At 49.2% G+C, this 16,760-nt stretch carries 14 protein-coding genes and 1 riboswitch; of the genes, 12 read left to right on the forward strand and 2 right to left on the reverse strand.

Going from position 1 to position 16,760, the window contains the following annotated elements; translation table 11 throughout:
- Positions 1–48: 48 nt before the first annotated feature.
- Complete coding sequence (gene cysK, locus KAI37_RS04440) at positions 49–972, forward strand: cysteine synthase A (protein WP_071639687.1); 924 nt, start codon at positions 49–51, stop codon at positions 970–972.
- Positions 973–1,104: 132 nt separating this feature from the next.
- A complete protein-coding gene (locus KAI37_RS04445) occupies positions 1,105–2,082 on the forward strand; it encodes an aldo/keto reductase (protein WP_220030797.1) in 978 nt (325 codons plus the stop codon).
- A gap of 146 nt (positions 2,083–2,228) precedes the next feature.
- Here the strand turns inward: KAI37_RS04445 and KAI37_RS04450 are convergent, their stop codons facing one another.
- Both KAI37_RS04450 and KAI37_RS04455 read right to left on the reverse strand, forming a co-directional pair.
- Complete coding sequence (locus tag KAI37_RS04450; protein WP_220030798.1) at positions 2,229–3,029, reverse strand: WYL domain-containing protein; 801 nt, start codon at positions 3,027–3,029, stop codon at positions 2,229–2,231.
- A complete protein-coding gene (locus tag KAI37_RS04455; RefSeq protein ID WP_220030799.1) occupies positions 3,004–4,329 on the reverse strand; it encodes a helix-turn-helix transcriptional regulator in 1,326 nt (441 codons plus the stop codon). Before KAI37_RS04455 ends, KAI37_RS04450 begins: the two co-directional genes overlap by 26 nt.
- Positions 4,330–4,528: 199 nt before the next feature.
- On the opposite strand from KAI37_RS04455, the gene KAI37_RS04460 reads away from it, so the two are divergent.
- The 10 genes from KAI37_RS04460 (at position 4,529) to KAI37_RS04505 (ending at position 16,576) form a co-directional block, all read left to right on the forward strand.
- Complete coding sequence (locus KAI37_RS04460; protein WP_220030800.1) at positions 4,529–6,094, forward strand: limonene hydroxylase; 1,566 nt, start codon at positions 4,529–4,531, stop codon at positions 6,092–6,094.
- Between the two features lie 19 nt (positions 6,095–6,113).
- Complete coding sequence (locus tag KAI37_RS04465; protein WP_104496642.1) at positions 6,114–6,932, forward strand: nucleotidyltransferase domain-containing protein; 819 nt, start codon at positions 6,114–6,116, stop codon at positions 6,930–6,932.
- Positions 6,933–6,953: 21 nt separating this feature from the next.
- Positions 6,954–8,405: a 3' terminal RNA ribose 2'-O-methyltransferase Hen1 gene (locus KAI37_RS04470; protein WP_220030801.1), complete on the forward strand. Its 1,452-nt coding sequence runs from the start codon at positions 6,954–6,956 to the stop codon at positions 8,403–8,405.
- The gene (locus KAI37_RS04475) at positions 8,402–11,011 is read left to right on the forward strand and encodes a polynucleotide kinase-phosphatase (protein ID WP_220030802.1); all 2,610 of its coding nucleotides are present in this window, start codon (positions 8,402–8,404) and stop codon (positions 11,009–11,011) included. The genes KAI37_RS04470 and KAI37_RS04475 overlap by 4 nt, the downstream gene beginning before the upstream one ends.
- A gap of 20 nt (positions 11,012–11,031) precedes the next feature.
- Complete coding sequence (locus tag KAI37_RS04480; protein ID WP_220030803.1) at positions 11,032–11,829, forward strand: TatD family hydrolase; 798 nt, start codon at positions 11,032–11,034, stop codon at positions 11,827–11,829.
- Between the two features lie 44 nt (positions 11,830–11,873).
- Positions 11,874–11,983, forward strand: a riboswitch (TPP riboswitch).
- 250 nt (positions 11,984–12,233) lie between these two features.
- A complete protein-coding gene (locus KAI37_RS04485) occupies positions 12,234–12,830 on the forward strand; it encodes an ECF transporter S component (protein WP_076293442.1) in 597 nt (198 codons plus the stop codon).
- Positions 12,830–14,281 (forward strand): ABC transporter ATP-binding protein, encoded by a 1,452-nt coding sequence (locus KAI37_RS04490; protein WP_076293370.1) that lies wholly within the window; start codon positions 12,830–12,832, stop codon positions 14,279–14,281. The genes KAI37_RS04485 and KAI37_RS04490 overlap by 1 nt, the downstream gene beginning before the upstream one ends.
- Positions 14,256–15,047: an energy-coupling factor transporter transmembrane component T family protein gene (locus KAI37_RS04495; RefSeq protein WP_220030804.1), complete on the forward strand. Its 792-nt coding sequence runs from the start codon at positions 14,256–14,258 to the stop codon at positions 15,045–15,047. Before KAI37_RS04490 ends, KAI37_RS04495 begins: the two co-directional genes overlap by 26 nt.
- Positions 15,048–15,186: 139 nt before the next feature.
- Complete coding sequence (locus KAI37_RS04500) at positions 15,187–15,912, forward strand: methionine ABC transporter ATP-binding protein (RefSeq protein WP_076293372.1); 726 nt, start codon at positions 15,187–15,189, stop codon at positions 15,910–15,912.
- The gene (locus KAI37_RS04505) at positions 15,905–16,576 is read left to right on the forward strand and encodes a methionine ABC transporter permease (protein WP_220030805.1); all 672 of its coding nucleotides are present in this window, start codon (positions 15,905–15,907) and stop codon (positions 16,574–16,576) included. The genes KAI37_RS04500 and KAI37_RS04505 overlap by 8 nt, the downstream gene beginning before the upstream one ends.
- The last annotated feature ends 184 nt before the right edge of the window (positions 16,577–16,760 follow it).

The raw sequence follows: 16,760 nt of genomic DNA on the forward strand, positions 1-16,760 counted from the left end.
GAAGATCGTAAATGACGCTGTAAGGAACGATCCAAGGAGGATATGACGATGGCACCTAAAGTGGTACATAGTATTACAGATTTAATAGGAGATACACCTTGTGTAAGACTCCAACGGCTCACAGGGCCGCAGGATGCGGAAGTGTATGTGAAGCTGGAGTATTTTAATCCAAGCGGCAGTGTTAAAGATCGGGCGGCGGGCAACCTGATTGCCGAGGCGGAAAAGGCAGGACATTTAAAGCCAGGAGGCACTATTATTGAGCCGACAAGTGGCAACACGGGAATTGGTCTTGCGATGAATGCGGCAGCTCGAGGTTACCGTGCAATTTTGGTGATGCCTTCGAATATGACAAAGGAACGGATCAATATTTTGAAAGCCTACGGGGCTGAGGTCGTACTGACACCAGCAGAAGAACGGATGCCAGGAGCGATTCGCAAGGCACTCGAACTGGGGGCTGAAATTGAAGGGAGCTTTATCCCGCATCAATTTGAAAATGAGGCCAATCCCGATATCCATCGTATGACCACAGCACTTGAAATTTTGGAACAAACGGAAGGAAAGCTGGATGTGTTCGTCGCTTCTTCGGGAACGGGCGGTACCATTACGGGAACAGGTGAAGTGCTGCGTCAGTATTTGCCGGATCTGCGGATTGTTGTAGTTGAGCCGAAAGGCTCGCCAGTGCTATCTGGAGGAAAACCCGGTCCACATAAGCTGGTTGGCACCAGTCCAGGCTTTGTTCCCACCGTGCTGAATACGGAAGTGTATGACGAAATCGTGCAGGTTTCCGATGAGGATGCGATTGCAATGACACGGGCGATTGCTGCCCAGGAAGGGATTCTGGTTGGCCCCTCTAGCGGAGCTACGATATGGACGGCGATTCAGGAAGCTCGGCGTTTGGGAGCAGGCAAACGGGTACTTTGCATTGCCCCGGATACCGGAGAGCGTTATCTGAGCATGGGGATATTCGGATAAAAAGATGTGGATTGGGACCAAAGTGATACACGACCGTAAGTAAGTGGTAAAATAGGTGTGTGATAGCGGTTTCACGAACTATTCATATGTGGATAAATCAGGGAATATTTTGAGGGTTGAAGGAGGAGCAGCATGAAGATTATGCCTTTACAGAAACGTGGAATCTCCGATAGTCGGCTGGCGCTCGGTTGTATGCCTTTTGGTGGAGAATGGAGCCATGCACCGTTTACGCAGGCGCATGTCGTTGAAGCGGAAAGAGCTGTAGAAGCTGCACAATCCATTGGGATTACGATGTTCGATCATGCGGATATCTATCGTATGGGGAAAGCGGAAGAAATTTTCGGTCGGGTTTTAAAGGGACAGCCGGGCTTGCGTGAACAAATCGTAATTCAGTCCAAATGCGGCATTTTTCTGCCGGATGGTACGCTCCCGGGCCGTTTTGATTTCTCATATGCTCATATTATGGAGTCCGTGGATGGTATTCTGAAGCGTCTGGGTACGGAATATTTGGACATCCTGCTGCTGCATCGCCCCGATCCGCTGGTAGAGCCGGAAGAAGTAGCGAAGGCGTTCAGCGAGCTTAAGACATCTGGCAAAGTACGGCATTTTGGCGTTTCCAATATGAATGTAAGCCAAATTCGTTTTCTGGAGCGGAGCCTAACGGAGCCGCTGATCGCTAATCAGCTGGAAATGAGCCTGGCGCATCTGCATTTTGTAGATCAGACAGTACATGTGAACCAGCAGGCGGGGACGAATATACATTTTGGCGAAGGTTTGCTGGAATATTGCCAAACCGAGGATATTCAGCTCCAAGCCTGGGGACCGCTGGCGCAGGGACGTTTTAGCGGAGGTCCTTTGGAAGGACAGCCTGAGCATGTCGTTAAGACGGCAGAACTGGTGCAGAAGCTAGCTTCTGAAAAGGAAACGACAAGTGAAGCGATCGTCCTTGGCTGGCTTATGAAACATCCGGCACGGATTCAGCCTGTCATTGGCAGCGCCAATCCTGAACGAATCAAGGCATGTCAGGATGCGGAACGCCAGAGCGAGCTGATGACCCGTGAGGAATGGTATAAATTGTATGTCAGTGCGCGCGGACAAGCCTTGCCGTAACTGGTACTGCGGACCCGCTTGTTACAGCAGGCGTAAGTGTATGACCTTGTTTATACGAACCGTAGTTTAATAGACCCTCCCTTCGTCTCATTAACAGACGGAGGGAGGGTCTATTTACATGGAGGCCTCTCATATTGCCTCAGCAGCTATTCCTCTTCGTATCGTGCAAGGGCCTTGGCCGTTGTTTCCTTCATTCGTGAAATCAGCCGGGAGCCTTGGACGACCTTGACACGTTTGCCAAGGAAACGGATTTTGGATAGTACATATTCACATTCGTCTGCTTGGAAGGTGAGCGTAATACGATAGGTATCTGCTTCCTGAACATATTCGACCTCTTTTTCAAAGCAGGAAAAAGCATATAAAATACGGGACATTTCTCCGTTATATACAGGAATAATTTCGATGATGCCCTGCTCTTTGCGCGACTCCAGTATACCGAGAATACGTTGGGTGAATTTTTCGGCCTCTTCGGGTAGAAGCTCATCTTCCCTGATGTTCACGATATTAGACAGCTTGGTAGACATGAGCGCGCGGTGTCTGCGGTTATACCACAGCAGGCTCCATTCTTTTTTGACCATAGAAAACTCCAGCTTATATGGAAAACCGGACATTCGCTCATGCATGCGTCCGTTGCGCAGTTTGTAGGTCATACAGATGCCTGAACGGGACCGCAGAATAGGACGCAATTCACGCAAGAGTGGATGATATACCGAGACAGCAGGGATACCTGCTTTTTCCCGCAAACTTCCATCGGCCTCCAGAGGCTCGTCGTCTGCGAGCATCTGCCGAAGCTTATCAAGCGTAGACGGGGTGAAAGCCTCTATTGCTGCCGAGTCTGTCAGCATAGATTGGAGCCAGACTCTTTCCTGCGATGTGGTAGCAAAAGCGCCCGATTCATCCAGCCGAGAGACGATCTGGTAGTTAAATATTTTCTCGAACAGGCTCATAATAGGCTTGCAGCTCCTTCCATTCCTGTCTGAATTCCTTACGCAGCCGCTCAGGCTCCAATACCTCACAGCTTGATCCGAAGCTGCGAATCCACGGTTTAATCTCGGTGATTCCATTCACGGTGATTTCATAGATAAAGGATTCACTTTCTTCCTCCGCAATCGTACCCCATTGTCCCTGTGACAGCACACGTTCCCGAATAAAGTTGCGCTTCGCGCCCTCAGGATTAAAAAAACGTACCCGTACCTTCACAGGGCGACCGGTATCAACGAGCCAGCTGTACCGCATTTTTTCTTCCAACACCGCTAGGAGGTCGGCATGAAACTGCTCTGGTACAGGCTTGCCCTCCACCAATTGAGTCATGCCCTCCATACGAAACTTCATGATTCCTTTGCCGCCTACGTGACCGAGCACATACCAACGTCCATATTGATGATCATAGATGACTTGCAGGGGTAGAATGGTATGTTCACGGCCCTCCGTCTCTTTTTCAAACAGCGGGTTTGTGTTCTGTGACCCGTACATGCTTCGTTTGGATGTCGAAAAATATAAAAAAGTTACACAGCGGCGTTGCCGAATGGCGTGCAGAAGCGGATGAATATGGGCTTCGTCCAGAATGCGTGAATAATAGTGGTATTTATATAAAAAAGGTTCGATTATATCCCGATCTCCGGCTTGACGGCGCATGGCCTTTTTAAGATGATCTCGCAACAGATATCCCTGCACAGAGGGAAGCTGGGTGTTGGCCATAATGTCTACAAAATCATATAAGTCCAGTAATTCCTCGTCTGTCAGTCCTGTCACCAGATCGTTGCGGACAGCATAGCGATAAGGTCTGCCACCGGGTTCCTTGCGAACCACGCCGACTTCGACCAGATATTTCAGATCGGAACGAATCGTTTTCTCATCCGGTAGCGAACTGTCGGAAGGCAGCCCGTTGCAGCAAGCATCCAGCAATTCCATAGTGGTCAGAGGCTGTGACTGTAGCGCTGTGAGCAGAAGAGATAAGCGGACGCTTTCTGATTCCTTGAGCGATTTGGCCCGAAACAGGAATAGTAGTAATGGATCAGCGGATTCGTAATAATTAAAGCGCAGCATCTCATTAAAATCATGTCCCTGGTCCTCAGGCAACTGCTGTTGTACGGATTGGGCGATTTCCTTGAGACGCCGGATTGTTTTATCAAAGGTATGCACTGAAATGCCCAGTCTGTCTGCAAATTGCTGCCGATTATAAGCGCCGCTGGTCAGTGTGAGCATGCGCAGGAATTGAATTTCTTTATCAAAACTCTCTCTCGCCATGATGCATTCTCCGTTTCTGTTGCCGATCTCCGAAAGCAAGTATCCCTTTATTCTAACAGGGAAGGGATGCAGGAAAAAGGGAAATTATTCTTCTTTGTAATACTTTCACCATGTTCACGACTTCCAAAATAAAGCATCATAGAAATATAAGATAGCACGATGAAATAAGAAGCAATACATAACAGAAGGGTGATGCAACATGTTTGGACGACGCAAAAATGAAGTGTTATATCCATGGGTAGGCAAGCTTTCGATTTATGAAACGATTATGCAGGGAATGGATACTCAGGGTAGGCTTACTGATGATCAATTACCGGATGATGAAGAATATTGGGCAGGTCACACGATGCGTTGGGTGGCAGGAGGATTAGATGGAGCATTTGGGCATCATGGTGCTGGCGAGCATGTAGCCGACAAAATCAAGGATCTGGTGCAGCTGTTGTCCAGACAATGTCGTAAGCCAGGAATGAAGACGAGACGTGAGACGTATGTACGCTTGATGGAGGAAAATGCGCTCAGTCTGATTGATCCGTTGCTGGATGCGGTGCGCCAGCATCCAGCAATTCAGCCAGACCGATTGTATGAGGAAGCGCGTTGGCTGGCTGAACATGGAGCACACCGTAATGTGGTGAAAATCGGCATTGCATTGCTTGGATTACTGGAGACAGAGCAGCATCACGAGCTTATTTTTACACTAGCGAAGCATGATGAATTCACGCTATATGCGGCTGTGGCAATCCGTAATATTTCGGAGCAAGCCAATGAACAGTTGTATACGTTAGCCAATCAAGTACATGGATGGGGACGTATTCACGTAGTGGAACGGCTGGAGCCTGCGCGTCAAGAAATACGTGATTGGCTACTGCGGGAAGGATTCCGCAATAATGTCATGTATGAATATCTTGCTTATGAGTGCGCTCATAAAGGCGAGCTGCATACAGTCATCGCCGTTCCGCAGATTGATCAGGAGTTGTTTGAAGGGGCAGGCGATATATTGTCGGCTTTGCTGGCAGCAGGCGGACCTGCGGAAAGTATAGACGATTATGAGCATGCCGCTATGGTTATAGGTAACTACCTTCGTCATGCCAAGGCCATGTGCACGACGGTGCAGCATTTTACGATCATCATGGATATTGCAGACTTTCTGGATGAAGAGGACGATTCATGGGAGACACGTTATGAGCATGAATGGACACCGGAATTGCGTAGACGTTACGCGTCGCTGTGCCAGCAGATGATGGACGATCCGCAGTGGGTGAAGCTGGTGGAGCAGGAATTGCAGCATGCAGATTCACCTCATCTCCACTACGCCATTCGTGTAGCTCGAATGCTGACACTAGATGTATGGCCTGTGCTATTTGATCAATTAAGCAGATATCCAGTTAAGCCGACTCTGTACTTTGAACTCATCAAGACAGAGGATGAACAGCGGGTACGCAAGTTGGTGGCTTTTGCAGAACAGCACTTGCCCTTGGGAGAGATTGCTTCCGGCCCTGCTAATCTACCTGGGTATGGACTGGAGTATGAAGCGCATCAATGTCTGGGTATGCTGTTGCAACTATTGTCTTCTCACGAAGGAATGGGACAAGAGCTAGTTGCTGCCGGGCTTTGGAGTCCGGTGACCTCCAATCGCCGTGCAGCGCTTCATGTACTCAAGGTATGGTCTTCTGAGATGTGGGGAGAGAAAACGACAGAGCGCCTTCGCCGCTTATCGGTAGCTGAAACGGAGGAGTCGATTAGAGAACAGATTCGGGAAATACTTTAATGATAAGGGAGGGAACAACATGACAGATGTGAAGCATGGGCAGGGTTTCATTCAACCAGAAATGCGCGAAATGATTTTGCGTGAGCTGCGCGCATTGGAGCAGGCGGAGCAGGTGCGCATTGTGTACGCCTGTGAATCAGGCAGTCGGGCATGGGGGTTTCCTTCACAGGACAGTGACTATGATGTACGATTTATCTATGTAAGACCCGTAGAATGGTATTTGTCTATTTTTGATAAGCGGGATGTGATTGAGCGACCAATCAGCAATTTGCTGGATATGAACGGCTGGGATTTGAAAAAGGCACTCCATTTGTTTCGCAAGTCCAATCCGCCTTTACTGGAATGGCTGCAATCTCCGATTCCCTATCTGGAGCAGTATTCAGTGGCTGACCAGATTCGTGCGATATCACCGTTAACCTTCTCTCCGAAGTCCTGTGTGTACCATTACCTGAATATGGCGCGAGGGAACTATCGGGATTATTTGCAAGGAGAACAGGTGAAGATTAAAAAGTATTTTTATGTACTGCGCCCACTGCTGGCCTGTGGCTGGATTGAACGTTACAACAGCATGCCTCCGATGGAATTCGTAGACTTGCTAGAGGAATTAATTCCGGCCGATACAGAACTTTATCAGGTGATCGGGCATTTGCTGCAACGTAAAAAAGCGGGCGAGGAACTGGATATTGAGCCACGGCTTTCGGTGGTGAATGATTTTATCCAGCAGCAAATTGCTTATTTTGAACAAAAGGCGCCCTTGCTTCAGCATATGGAAAGTGGACTTGATCAGCAGTTGGATGATTTGTTCCGCGTTGCGGTGAATGAAGTATGGAAAGCATAAGCTGGGAAGGAGAAGTGGAGTATGCACATTACGCTAAAAGCAACCGGAACCCATGCAGGGATGATTTCGCATTTGCTTGCTAAGAATCCTTACAATACGTATGATCGCACAGAAAAAGGTGCACGTGTACGCATGGTGTACACTGTTTTTACCGAGGAAGAGGCTGAGATCGTCATTCAGGCTTCGCCAGATTCGATTGATTTGGTCAAAAACAGTCCGGACAGCTATGATATTACACAATATATTAATGACCGGGAGTTTGTAACCAGCAGCTTATTTTGCACCTATATTCGTGGCTCGCTTGGCACAGCCCTGAATGGCAAACCCAAGGAAGACTATACAGAATGGGTGACGCACCCTTTTGCGCTGGAGTTATCGTTTGGGCCCGTTGCTTCGGATTTGCCGGATTCTGTGGTGGAGGGACTATTTGCTCCGCTGGGCTATCAAGTGGCCATAGAACGAGGGGAAGCGGATTATTCTTTTCAGCTGAAAAATCGAAGCACCGTCAGATATGTCACGTTAAGTGGCCACCAGACGGTACAGTATGCGCTGCGTCAGTTATTGCTGTTGATTCCGGTGCTGGATAATTATAAGCATTACTATATTAGTGAAGAAGAGTTTGACAAGCTGAGACGTTACGGTGAAGGCTGGTTGCCAGAGCATCCGCTACGCGAGCTCATCATTCGACGCACGCTTCGTTTTACCAATCTGATTGAGCAATTTGAGCAATCTGATTCTGCTGAAACAGGTACTAAAAAACATATTGAAAAGGAAACTGTCCAAGCTCAAAAGGATAAGCACGAACAGATTCAACAGCCAGAACAGCCACAGGAGGAAGGGAAGCAACAGCCTGCTGTACGGCTGAATGAGCTGCGGTATCAAGCTATTATGGACGTGATTCGCAAGCTGCCTCGCAGACAGAAAATCGTAGATTTTGGTTCAGGAGAAGGGAAGCTTTCGGCTCGGATGGCCCGAATGACGGGCATTGAAGAAATTTGGGCGGTGGAGCCGTCTGCGTATGCACAGGTGAGAGCCATGGAGCGTTTTGCCAAGCTGGAAAGGCATACCGACGCGATCATTCCTACACCCATGATGGGCTCTCTCTTTTATTATGATGAACAATTGCGGGGCAAAGATGTGATGATCCTATGTGAGGTCATTGAGCACGTGGACGAGCATCGTCTGAACCGGGTGATGAAGACGATTGTGACGGAGTATCAGCCAAATGTGCTGATCGTGACGACTCCCAATCGTGAATATAATGAAGTATATCGCATGAACCAGCAAGAGCTGCGGCATGGCGATCACCGTTTTGAATGGAATAGAAGCGAGTTTCAGGAACGATGTGAGCAGTGGATTGAGGAAGCTCCTTATTCGATAGCGCTGAAGGGGATCGGAGAAGAGGTTGAAGGCTTTGGACAACCGACCCAAATGGCTATATTTACGCGCAGAAAGGAGCAGAAGGAAGCATGAGCAATTCATCCAAACGTACGATTCATTTACCGCATGCTGGACTGGTTGTGTTGGTGGGGGCCTCCAACAGTGGCAAAACCACATTATTGGACAGGCTGGTGAGCGAAGGGATTCTAATGGAGACAGAAGTGGTATCCTCGGATCATTTTCGCAAGCTGGTTGGAGATACGGAATTTATAGACTGGAGTGGACTTCCAAGGCTGGAATCGGACGTACTGTTCTATGAGTATCAGCAAATGTCAGCCAAGGCGTTTGAGGCGATGGATACGATTCTGGCTATGCGCTGTCGCTTGAATAAGCTGACGGTTGTGGATGCCACTCATTTGTACGCTGAGGATCGCCAGAAATATGTACAGCTGGCAGCCAAGGCTCATGTTCCTGTTATGGCCTTGGTACTGGATGTACCCGAAGCTGTGCTGCTGGAACGTGATTTAGGCAGGGAGCATCCGCGTGGCCGCCAACGGGTCAAGCAGCAGGCACAGCTGTTAAAACGGAACCTGCGTGGTATCCGTGAGGAAGGCTTTAACGCTTGCTATGTCCTTAAGGATGTAGAAGAAATGAACTTTGTTCGCCGTGTGCAGCCACTGTTTCATGAGATTGGTTCAGGTATTGACATCATTGGTGATATCCATGGGTGCTACCGTGAGATGCTGGAAGTGATAGAGCGGCTAGGATATACGGAAGATACGGAAGGACTATACCATCATCCAGATGGTAGAAGACTAGTATCTGTCGGGGATGTGATGAGCCGTGGCCCAGAATCGTTACAAGCGGTGCAGTTCTGGAAAAAGCACGTGGATGCCGGACTAGCGTATATGATTGACAGCAATCATGGCTGGAAAATCGGCCGTTACCTCGATGGAAGAAAGGTGACTCTCAGTCATGGCGATGAACGATTTGCAGAGGAACTGGCCCAATATGAGCAAAAAGCGGGCAAGACAGCGGCGGAACAGCTTAGAAGCGAGTTAAGGGATTTTCTGCTACATGCACCCTCTCATCTTATTTTTGGCAGAAATGGATTGCGACACGTGGTCGTGGCTCATGCCGGGATTAAGGATCATTTTATTGGCAAACAGTCGGCACGTATTTCTGATTATTGCCGCTATGGAGATACGGAGGGGCAGGATGCGAACGGAAAACCGATCCGTAAGGATTGGTTCGTGGACCATGAATCGGGAGAAATAGTAGTATGGGGACATGATCCGAGACCGCAGCCTACCCTTGTGAACCAGACGGTGAATATTGATCAGGGTGTGGTATTTGGCGGTATGCTGACCGCTTATCGTTATCCGGAAAAGGAATTTGTCAGCGTTCCGGCACATGAGAATTATGCGAATGATCCCGATAGCCCACTTGTCCGGTGGCAGAGAAAACGGTTTTCCCCGCCGAATTTACGCAAGCTAATCGCTGGTTACAGTGTGCTGACGGAATCGTATGGCGAAGTGCGCGTACAAGGAGAATGGATCAAATCCGCTATAGATACCGTGTCACATGTGACTGTACCCATGGAGGAGCTGGTGTATATTCCACCGACGATGAGCCCTGCTCCAGCGGTGTCTGCAGAGGAAGGATATCTGGAGCATCCACGTGAGGCGCTGGCTTATTATCGCGGGCAAGGAGTACAAACGATGGTGGCCGAGAAAAAACATATGGGTAGCCGGGCTATTCTACTATTATTCAAAAACGAACAGGCCGCTGTTGAATATGTAGGCTACCCGACATTGGGCACGATCTATAGTCGGAGTGGGAGAGCTTTCTTTGAACAAAGCCTTGGGAAGCAAGTGCTGGAGAAGCTGAATGTGGATCTACGGACTGCTGGATATTTTGAACGGAATCAGACGGATTTTGTATTGCTGGATGCGGAAATTGTACCGTGGAATCTCAAGGCTCGGGAACTGATTGCTGCACAGTATGCGCATGTGGGGGAGGCAGCTCTGCTGGATCGCAGTAAGTTGGTAGACAAGCTGAAGCAGGCGAAGGTTGCAGGTCGAGAGGTTGGAGACTGGTTGGAGGAAATGGAACAGAAGTACGCGAATGCCGTAACGTTTCAAGAGGCTTTTCAAAAATATTGCTGGGATGTGGACGGTCTGGATGAAATTCGTATCGCACCGTTCCATACGCTGGCACACAGCGGAAAGACTTTTTTCGGCCATTCTCATATTTGGCATATGGAGCAAAACCGGGAGCTGGCTGGGCTGTCTTCTCTGTTTATGGAGACAGAGTATCGCGTTATCACGGACGAAGCAAGCGAGGAAGAGGTCATTCGCTGGTGGAACGAGATGACAGAGGATGGTCATGAGGGGATTGTGATCAAGCCGGAACGCTTTTTGATGAAAAATCGGGACAAGATGATTCAGCCTGCAATCAAGGTGAGAGGCCGGAAGTATTTGCACATCATTTACGGTATGGATTATCTTGCCTCTGAGAATTTAAAGCGTCTGAAGCAGCGTCGAACGAACAAAAAGGAGCGTCATGCCCTGATGGAGGGAGCGCTTGGTATGGAAGCCGTGGAACGTTTTGTCCGCAAGGATACGGTAGATCGTATTCATGAATGCGTCCTTGCCGCGCTATCTCTGGAATCGGAGCCGATTGATCCGAGATTGTAGTTTGCGAAGGAGGGATTGAGATGGAAAGGGGTACACCGTTAATTGATATTGGCGTGAACTTGATGCACCGTTCGTTTCATGCGGATCGGGAACAGGTGGTAGAGAGAGCCGCAGCTGTAGGAATTTCACCCCTGATTATTACCGGGACCAGTGTCCGCAGCAGTCGGGAGGCTTCTCAGTATGCAGCACGTTATCCGGGCAAGCTGTATGCGACAGCTGGCGTGCATCCCCATGATGCCAAAGACTGCAGCGCAGATACGATTCAGCAGCTCCGCCAGCTGGCGAGTCAGCCGCAGGTCGTATCCATAGGGGAATGCGGATTGGACTATAACCGTGATTTTTCGCCGCGTGATGTGCAGCGCCGATGGTTTGGCGAGCAAATCCAACTGGCGGGTGAGCTGAATATGCCGTTATTTTTGCATGAACGAGATGCACATGAGGATTTTGTCGCTATGCTTCGGGAGTATCAAGGGCTTGTCGATAAAGCGGTAGTGCATTGTTTTACCGGCACGGAACAGGAATTGCATAGGTATGTAGAAATGGGACTGTATATCGGGATCACCGGCTGGATTTGCGACGAACGGCGTGGCAAACATCTGCGTGAACTGGTCAGAGATATTCCCTTGGACCGTCTGATGATTGAAACAGATGCTCCATTTTTGACCCCGCGTAATTTGCCCGTGAAGCCCAAAGAAGGGCGTAATGAATCGATGTATCTCGCTCACATTGCTGCTGCGGTTGCCGAATGTACAGGCCGAAGCATGATGGAGATCGAAATCGCCACGACGGAGACAGCCAAACGTTTCTTCGGATTATAGGATTGTCAAAGCCATAGATGTGGTATATATTATAGTGAATTAAAAAAGCATTGTCGGGAGCTTGAGAAAGTCAGGCTGAGAGGGTGGCCCTTGCCACTGACCGTGAAATCTGATCTGGGTAATGCCAGCGTAGAGAAACCAAGAACACTATACAGGAATGCCGCTTGTTTTGCGGTTGTCGATAGATTCAATGTATGTCCTAGCATTTTACCTTGATCCTGACTTTGGCTTGGTATCAGTGTAGAAGCTTAGACTACTGGTTATATAAGGCATATCGACGAATGATGTTTTGTATGGTACTTCACCTTTTACTGCGCATAAAGCTTGCCTGGAGATTCAGCTCCAGACAAGCTTTTTTTTATGGCCAAGAGGCCAATTATAAGGAAAAAGGGGAGCACGCAATAATGAATACTGCTGTAAGAGCGTCCAAAGGGTTGAAGCTGACTGATATTTTGGTCACGATTGTGATCGCTGTTGTGTTCGGGTTAGTCTACAAAATATGGGGACCTGCCTATGATTTAATGAAACCATTTGGTCTACACGCCGAGCAACTGATGTATGGCATGTGGTTTATGGCAGGCACGTTTGCTTATCTCATCATTCGCAAGCCAGGTGTTGCAATTTTGGCAGAGGTGGCAGCGGCAACGGTCAGTGCTTTTTTGGGAAGCGAATGGGGGATGTCCACTTTGTACTATGGCCTGCTGCAAGGCTTGGGGGCGGAGCTGTTTTTTGCGGCTTTTCTGTATCGGAACGCAAACCTGTGGGTTGCTTCGCTAGCTGCGGCTGGGGCGGCTGTCGCTTCTCTAATTTTAGACTTCAGCTACGGGTATATTGATCAGCTTTCGACCTGGAACTATGTTTTGTATATTGGTTTTCGCATGATTGGCAGCATTGTGATTGCCGGGGTATTCGCTTTCTATCTGGCTAAGGCATTGGAGGTAACCGGAGTTACGCGAAGTTTGAGGCCTGCAACGGAACAAGATTATAAGGGGCTGGATTGATGAGCCAGGCAACCGAAGATGTGGTGGCTTCGATCACCCGTCTTCGGTTGAAATTCCCCGGTGAGCAGGAGCTGCTTTTTCACAATATGTCTTTGTCTGTCCGCAAGGGAGAAAAGCTGCTGCTACTGGGACCGAGTGGATGCGGTAAATCAACGCTGCTCCAAGTGCTAAGCGGTCTGATTCCACGCACGATAGAAGTGCCTATGAAATGCGATGCTGCTGTAATCCCAAGTGTCTCAGGTATTGTATTTCAAGATCCTGATACGCAGTTCTGTATGTCATATGCAGATGAGGAACTGGCTTTTGTGTTGGAAAATAATCAGGTTCCTCGTGAGCAGATGCGATCCCGTATTCGCGAGCTGCTGATGCAGGTTGGTCTATCGACGGAGGATATACACATGCCCATTGGCAGCATGTCACAGGGAATGAAGCAGCGGCTGGCGATTGCGTCTGTGCTGGCTATGGAGCCAGAAGTGCTTTTTCTGGATGAGCCCACGGCTTTGTTGGACGAGGAAGGCACTACACAGGTGTGGGATACCATTCGCAACATTTCGGTAGACCAGACACTGGTGATCGTGGAGCATAAAATTAATGAAATTGTCCATGATGTGGACCGGATTGTAGTGCTTTCTGCTCAAGGGGAGATTATTGCGGATGGAAGGGCGGAAGAAGTATTTCATGTGCATCGGCAGGCATTGTCCGAGTACGGTGTGTGGTATCCGGGAGTATGGAATGAATCGTCTTCGCCACGTTGGAGTGAAGCGGTGACGCAACAGAACGGTGCGGGGATTGATTTGCTGGAGCTGGAACATTTTAGCGGCCTCCGTAGTTTAAGTTCAGTGATTTATGTGGAGCATGCGCAGGTGAAGCCTGGCGACTGGATTGGCGTGGTCGGTGAAAACGGAGCTGGCAAAAGCTCGCTGCTGCTTTCCATGATGCGCTTACTTCGAACACAGGGACGTTATAGCATGTGCGGAATTGAGGCAGGCAGTACGGAACAACTGGCAGAGCGTATCGGGTTCGCGTTTCAAAATCCCGAGCTGCAATTCGTAGCACACACCGTACGAAAGGAACTAGAGTATTCGTTACCCAAGAGCTTGTTTACCGTTGAACAGTGCCGGGAACAGGTCGATCGGATGCTCGTACAGTTCGGACTGGAGCGGCTGGACGAACGTCATCCGTATCAGCTTTCGTTGGGCCAAAAAAGGCGGTTGAGTATTGCTACGGCTATGATCCGTGAGCAGGAAGTGCTGCTGCTGGATGAACCGACTTTTGGGCAGGATGCGCGTAATACCTTTGTCATGCTGGATATGTTGGAGCAGCTGAGAGCGGCAGGCACGGCCATTGTGATGGTCACGCATGACCCGGAAATTGTCCGTCGATATTGTACCGATATATGGCGGATTCAGAAAGGGGAACTACGGTATGAGTCTGTCCTTTCCCCATCATAAAACATGGCTGCATCGTGTGAATCCGGGCCTAAAGCTCGTTATGTTTTCCATACTGTTTGTGGTCGTTATAGTCATTCATGATCCGAATGTCATGTTTAATGTTGCGTGTGCTATGCTGCTGCTGCTTGTCTGGTCAGGCCATCCATGGAAGCGGCTGCTGCTGTATGGATCTCCCTTTATATTGGTGTTTATTTCAACCTCAACGGGCATGATGATGTTCGGCAAAGGGGTGACGACCTGGTGGACATGGGGCTTGATCCATATAACGCAGGAAAGCTTTTACCGAGGCATGCATCTGGGCTTTCGTGCGCTGAGTATGGCTGCGGTAGGGTTGCTGTTTGGTTTAACGACTTGTCCGGTGGACCTTTTTTATTCACTGATGCAGCAATGGAGGCTCTCTCCGAAGTATGCGTATAGCTTTTTGGCAGCCATGCGGTTGATGCCCATGATGGTGGAGGAATTCCAGGCATTGAGACAAGCCCATCGCATTCGAGGTTTACATCAGCATGTGTCCAAATGGAACATGTATGCCACGCTTCGCAGGTATGCAATTCCGCTGCTCGCTCAAAGTATCCGGCGTGCACAGCGAATTGCTATTGCCATGGAAGCCAAGGGTTTTACCAATGAAACCAAACGCACGTATTATTATGCGATTGGCTATTCGGCTGTAGATATTGTGTTCATATTCTATTTTGTCATCATGCTTACGCTGGCTTGGGGACTCGGTATCTGCTTTCCTTATGTGGGGGTGTGGGATGTACGTTAATTGTTGTCAAAAGGCTTTGCCCGTTTTCTGCTCTGTGGTATATTAATGCAATGGGAATTGACGGCTCGTACAGACCCGCCTGGGCTGGCGGGCTTATTACATTTTCCCTGAGAAATGGATCATCAGGAGGCCAGGTTTCATGATTACGCTGCATCAGGTAAGCAAGTATTATACCACCTCAAGCGGCCAATTTCATGCGGTTCAATCCGTGTCCCTTCAAGTGGAGGAGGGGGGAATTCACGGTATCATAGGTGCCAGCGGTGCCGGTAAGTCTACGTTGCTCCGGTTGATGAATGTATTGGAAAGGCCGGATGAGGGAAACGTGGTTGTGAACGGGGTAGATCTGACTCGCATGCCGGAAAAACGTCTCCGTGAAGCGCGGCGATCCATAGGGATGATTTTTCAGCATTATCATCTTGTTCACAATCGGACGGTCAGTGGAAATGTGGCAATGCCGTTGGAGCTGGCAGGTGTCGCGAAAAAAGAGAGAGCGGAACGTGTGCGCGAATGCCTGCAATTCGTCGGTTTAGCTGATAAAGCAGAACAGTATCCGGCACAACTGAGCGGAGGCCAAAAGCAACGTGTGGCGATAGCCAGAGCGCTGGCGAATCGACCTGCGGTGCTGCTGTGTGATGAGCCGACCTCGGCGCTTGATCCGCAGACGACCGCGGATATTCTGGGCGTGTTACGGGAGATCAACCGGGAACTGGGAGTTACCATTGTAATCGTAACGCACGATATGGACGTGGTACGCAATATTTGTACCCGTGTATCAGAAATGCGGGATGGGCAGCTGCTTTCAACGCAACGTGTAGCTGACGCTGCGGTAGGTTCAACAGCGGGAGCAGGTGAAGCTGATGAATGAAATGCTGAGCATCATTGCGCAATATCAGTCTGAGATATGGAAAGCCATCGGAGAGACGTTTATCATGGTGGGGATTTCTATCGCAGCAGCTGTACTGTTAGGGCTTCCGGCAGGAACGATTTTGTATTTGTGCGGCAAAGGGCAAAAATATGAAAATCGACTGCTGTTCACCATTTTGAACAGTGTGGTCAATGTCATCCGCTCGTTCCCGTTTTTGTTGCTTGTCGTGTTTATGATTCCATTTACACGTCTGGTCGTAGGGACGGCGCTGGGCACGATGGCTGCTACGGTTCCCTTGTCAGTGGTGGCCATCGCCTATTATTCGAGGCTGGTGGAGCAATCCTTGCTTGAGGTGCCCAAGGGTGTAATTGAAGCCGCTACTTCTATGGGGGCATCCACCCTCCAGCTTATTTTTAAATTTCTGTACGTGGAAGCTTGTTCTGGGCTTGTACTGGGTTTGACCACGTCCACCATTAGCTTCATCTCCTACTCCACGGTGATGGGCATTGTGGGCGGCGGCGGGGTAGGCGATTTTGCCATCCGTTACGGTTACCAGCGCTTTGAAACAGGCTTGATGGCGTTCACCATCGTCGTCATGATTATTTTCGTACAAACGATCCAGTTCACCGGAAGCACCATATCCCGCCGGATCGACAAGCGGTAAGGTGGAATTGTAACTTTCACTATACTTGCACAACTCACTATGGGAAATGAAAATGACTTTACAGTACCTCAAAAGCGGAGCGAAGGATTTGAATCTGGAGAAGCGTTAGCGTTCGCCTTTGAAATGGGATTCTAACCTATAAATTGTGTTACAAATCAGAGAGAATCCCGTTTCAACAGCGATC

This window comes from Paenibacillus sp. S25, assembly GCF_019454085.1.
GTDB classification, from domain to species: Bacteria; Bacillota; Bacilli; order Paenibacillales; family Paenibacillaceae; genus Paenibacillus; species Paenibacillus polymyxa_B.

Excerpts from the sequence above, each read along its gene's own strand:
- KAI37_RS04465 (WP_104496642.1), top strand. The coding sequence starts at position 6,114 with ATGACAGATGTGAAGCATGGGCAGGGTTTCATTCAACCAGAAATGCGC.
- KAI37_RS04495 (WP_220030804.1), top strand. The coding sequence starts at position 14,256 with ATGAGTCTGTCCTTTCCCCATCATAAAACATGGCTGCATCGTGTGAAT.
- KAI37_RS04460 (WP_220030800.1), top strand. The coding sequence starts at position 4,529 with ATGTTTGGACGACGCAAAAATGAAGTGTTATATCCATGGGTAGGCAAG.
- KAI37_RS04490 (WP_076293370.1), top strand. The coding sequence starts at position 12,830 with ATGAGCCAGGCAACCGAAGATGTGGTGGCTTCGATCACCCGTCTTCGG.
- cysK (WP_071639687.1), top strand. The coding sequence starts at position 49 with ATGGCACCTAAAGTGGTACATAGTATTACAGATTTAATAGGAGATACA.
- KAI37_RS04475 (WP_220030802.1), top strand. The coding sequence starts at position 8,402 with ATGAGCAATTCATCCAAACGTACGATTCATTTACCGCATGCTGGACTG.
- KAI37_RS04500 (WP_076293372.1), top strand. The coding sequence starts at position 15,187 with ATGATTACGCTGCATCAGGTAAGCAAGTATTATACCACCTCAAGCGGC.
- KAI37_RS04470 (WP_220030801.1), top strand. The coding sequence starts at position 6,954 with ATGCACATTACGCTAAAAGCAACCGGAACCCATGCAGGGATGATTTCG.
- KAI37_RS04455 (WP_220030799.1), bottom strand. The coding sequence starts at position 4,329 with ATGGCGAGAGAGAGTTTTGATAAAGAAATTCAATTCCTGCGCATGCTC.
- KAI37_RS04450 (WP_220030798.1), bottom strand. The coding sequence starts at position 3,029 with ATGAGCCTGTTCGAGAAAATATTTAACTACCAGATCGTCTCTCGGCTG.
- KAI37_RS04485 (WP_076293442.1), top strand. The coding sequence starts at position 12,234 with ATGAATACTGCTGTAAGAGCGTCCAAAGGGTTGAAGCTGACTGATATT.
- KAI37_RS04480 (WP_220030803.1), top strand. The coding sequence starts at position 11,032 with ATGGAAAGGGGTACACCGTTAATTGATATTGGCGTGAACTTGATGCAC.
- KAI37_RS04505 (WP_220030805.1), top strand. The coding sequence starts at position 15,905 with ATGAATGAAATGCTGAGCATCATTGCGCAATATCAGTCTGAGATATGG.
- KAI37_RS04445 (WP_220030797.1), top strand. The coding sequence starts at position 1,105 with ATGAAGATTATGCCTTTACAGAAACGTGGAATCTCCGATAGTCGGCTG.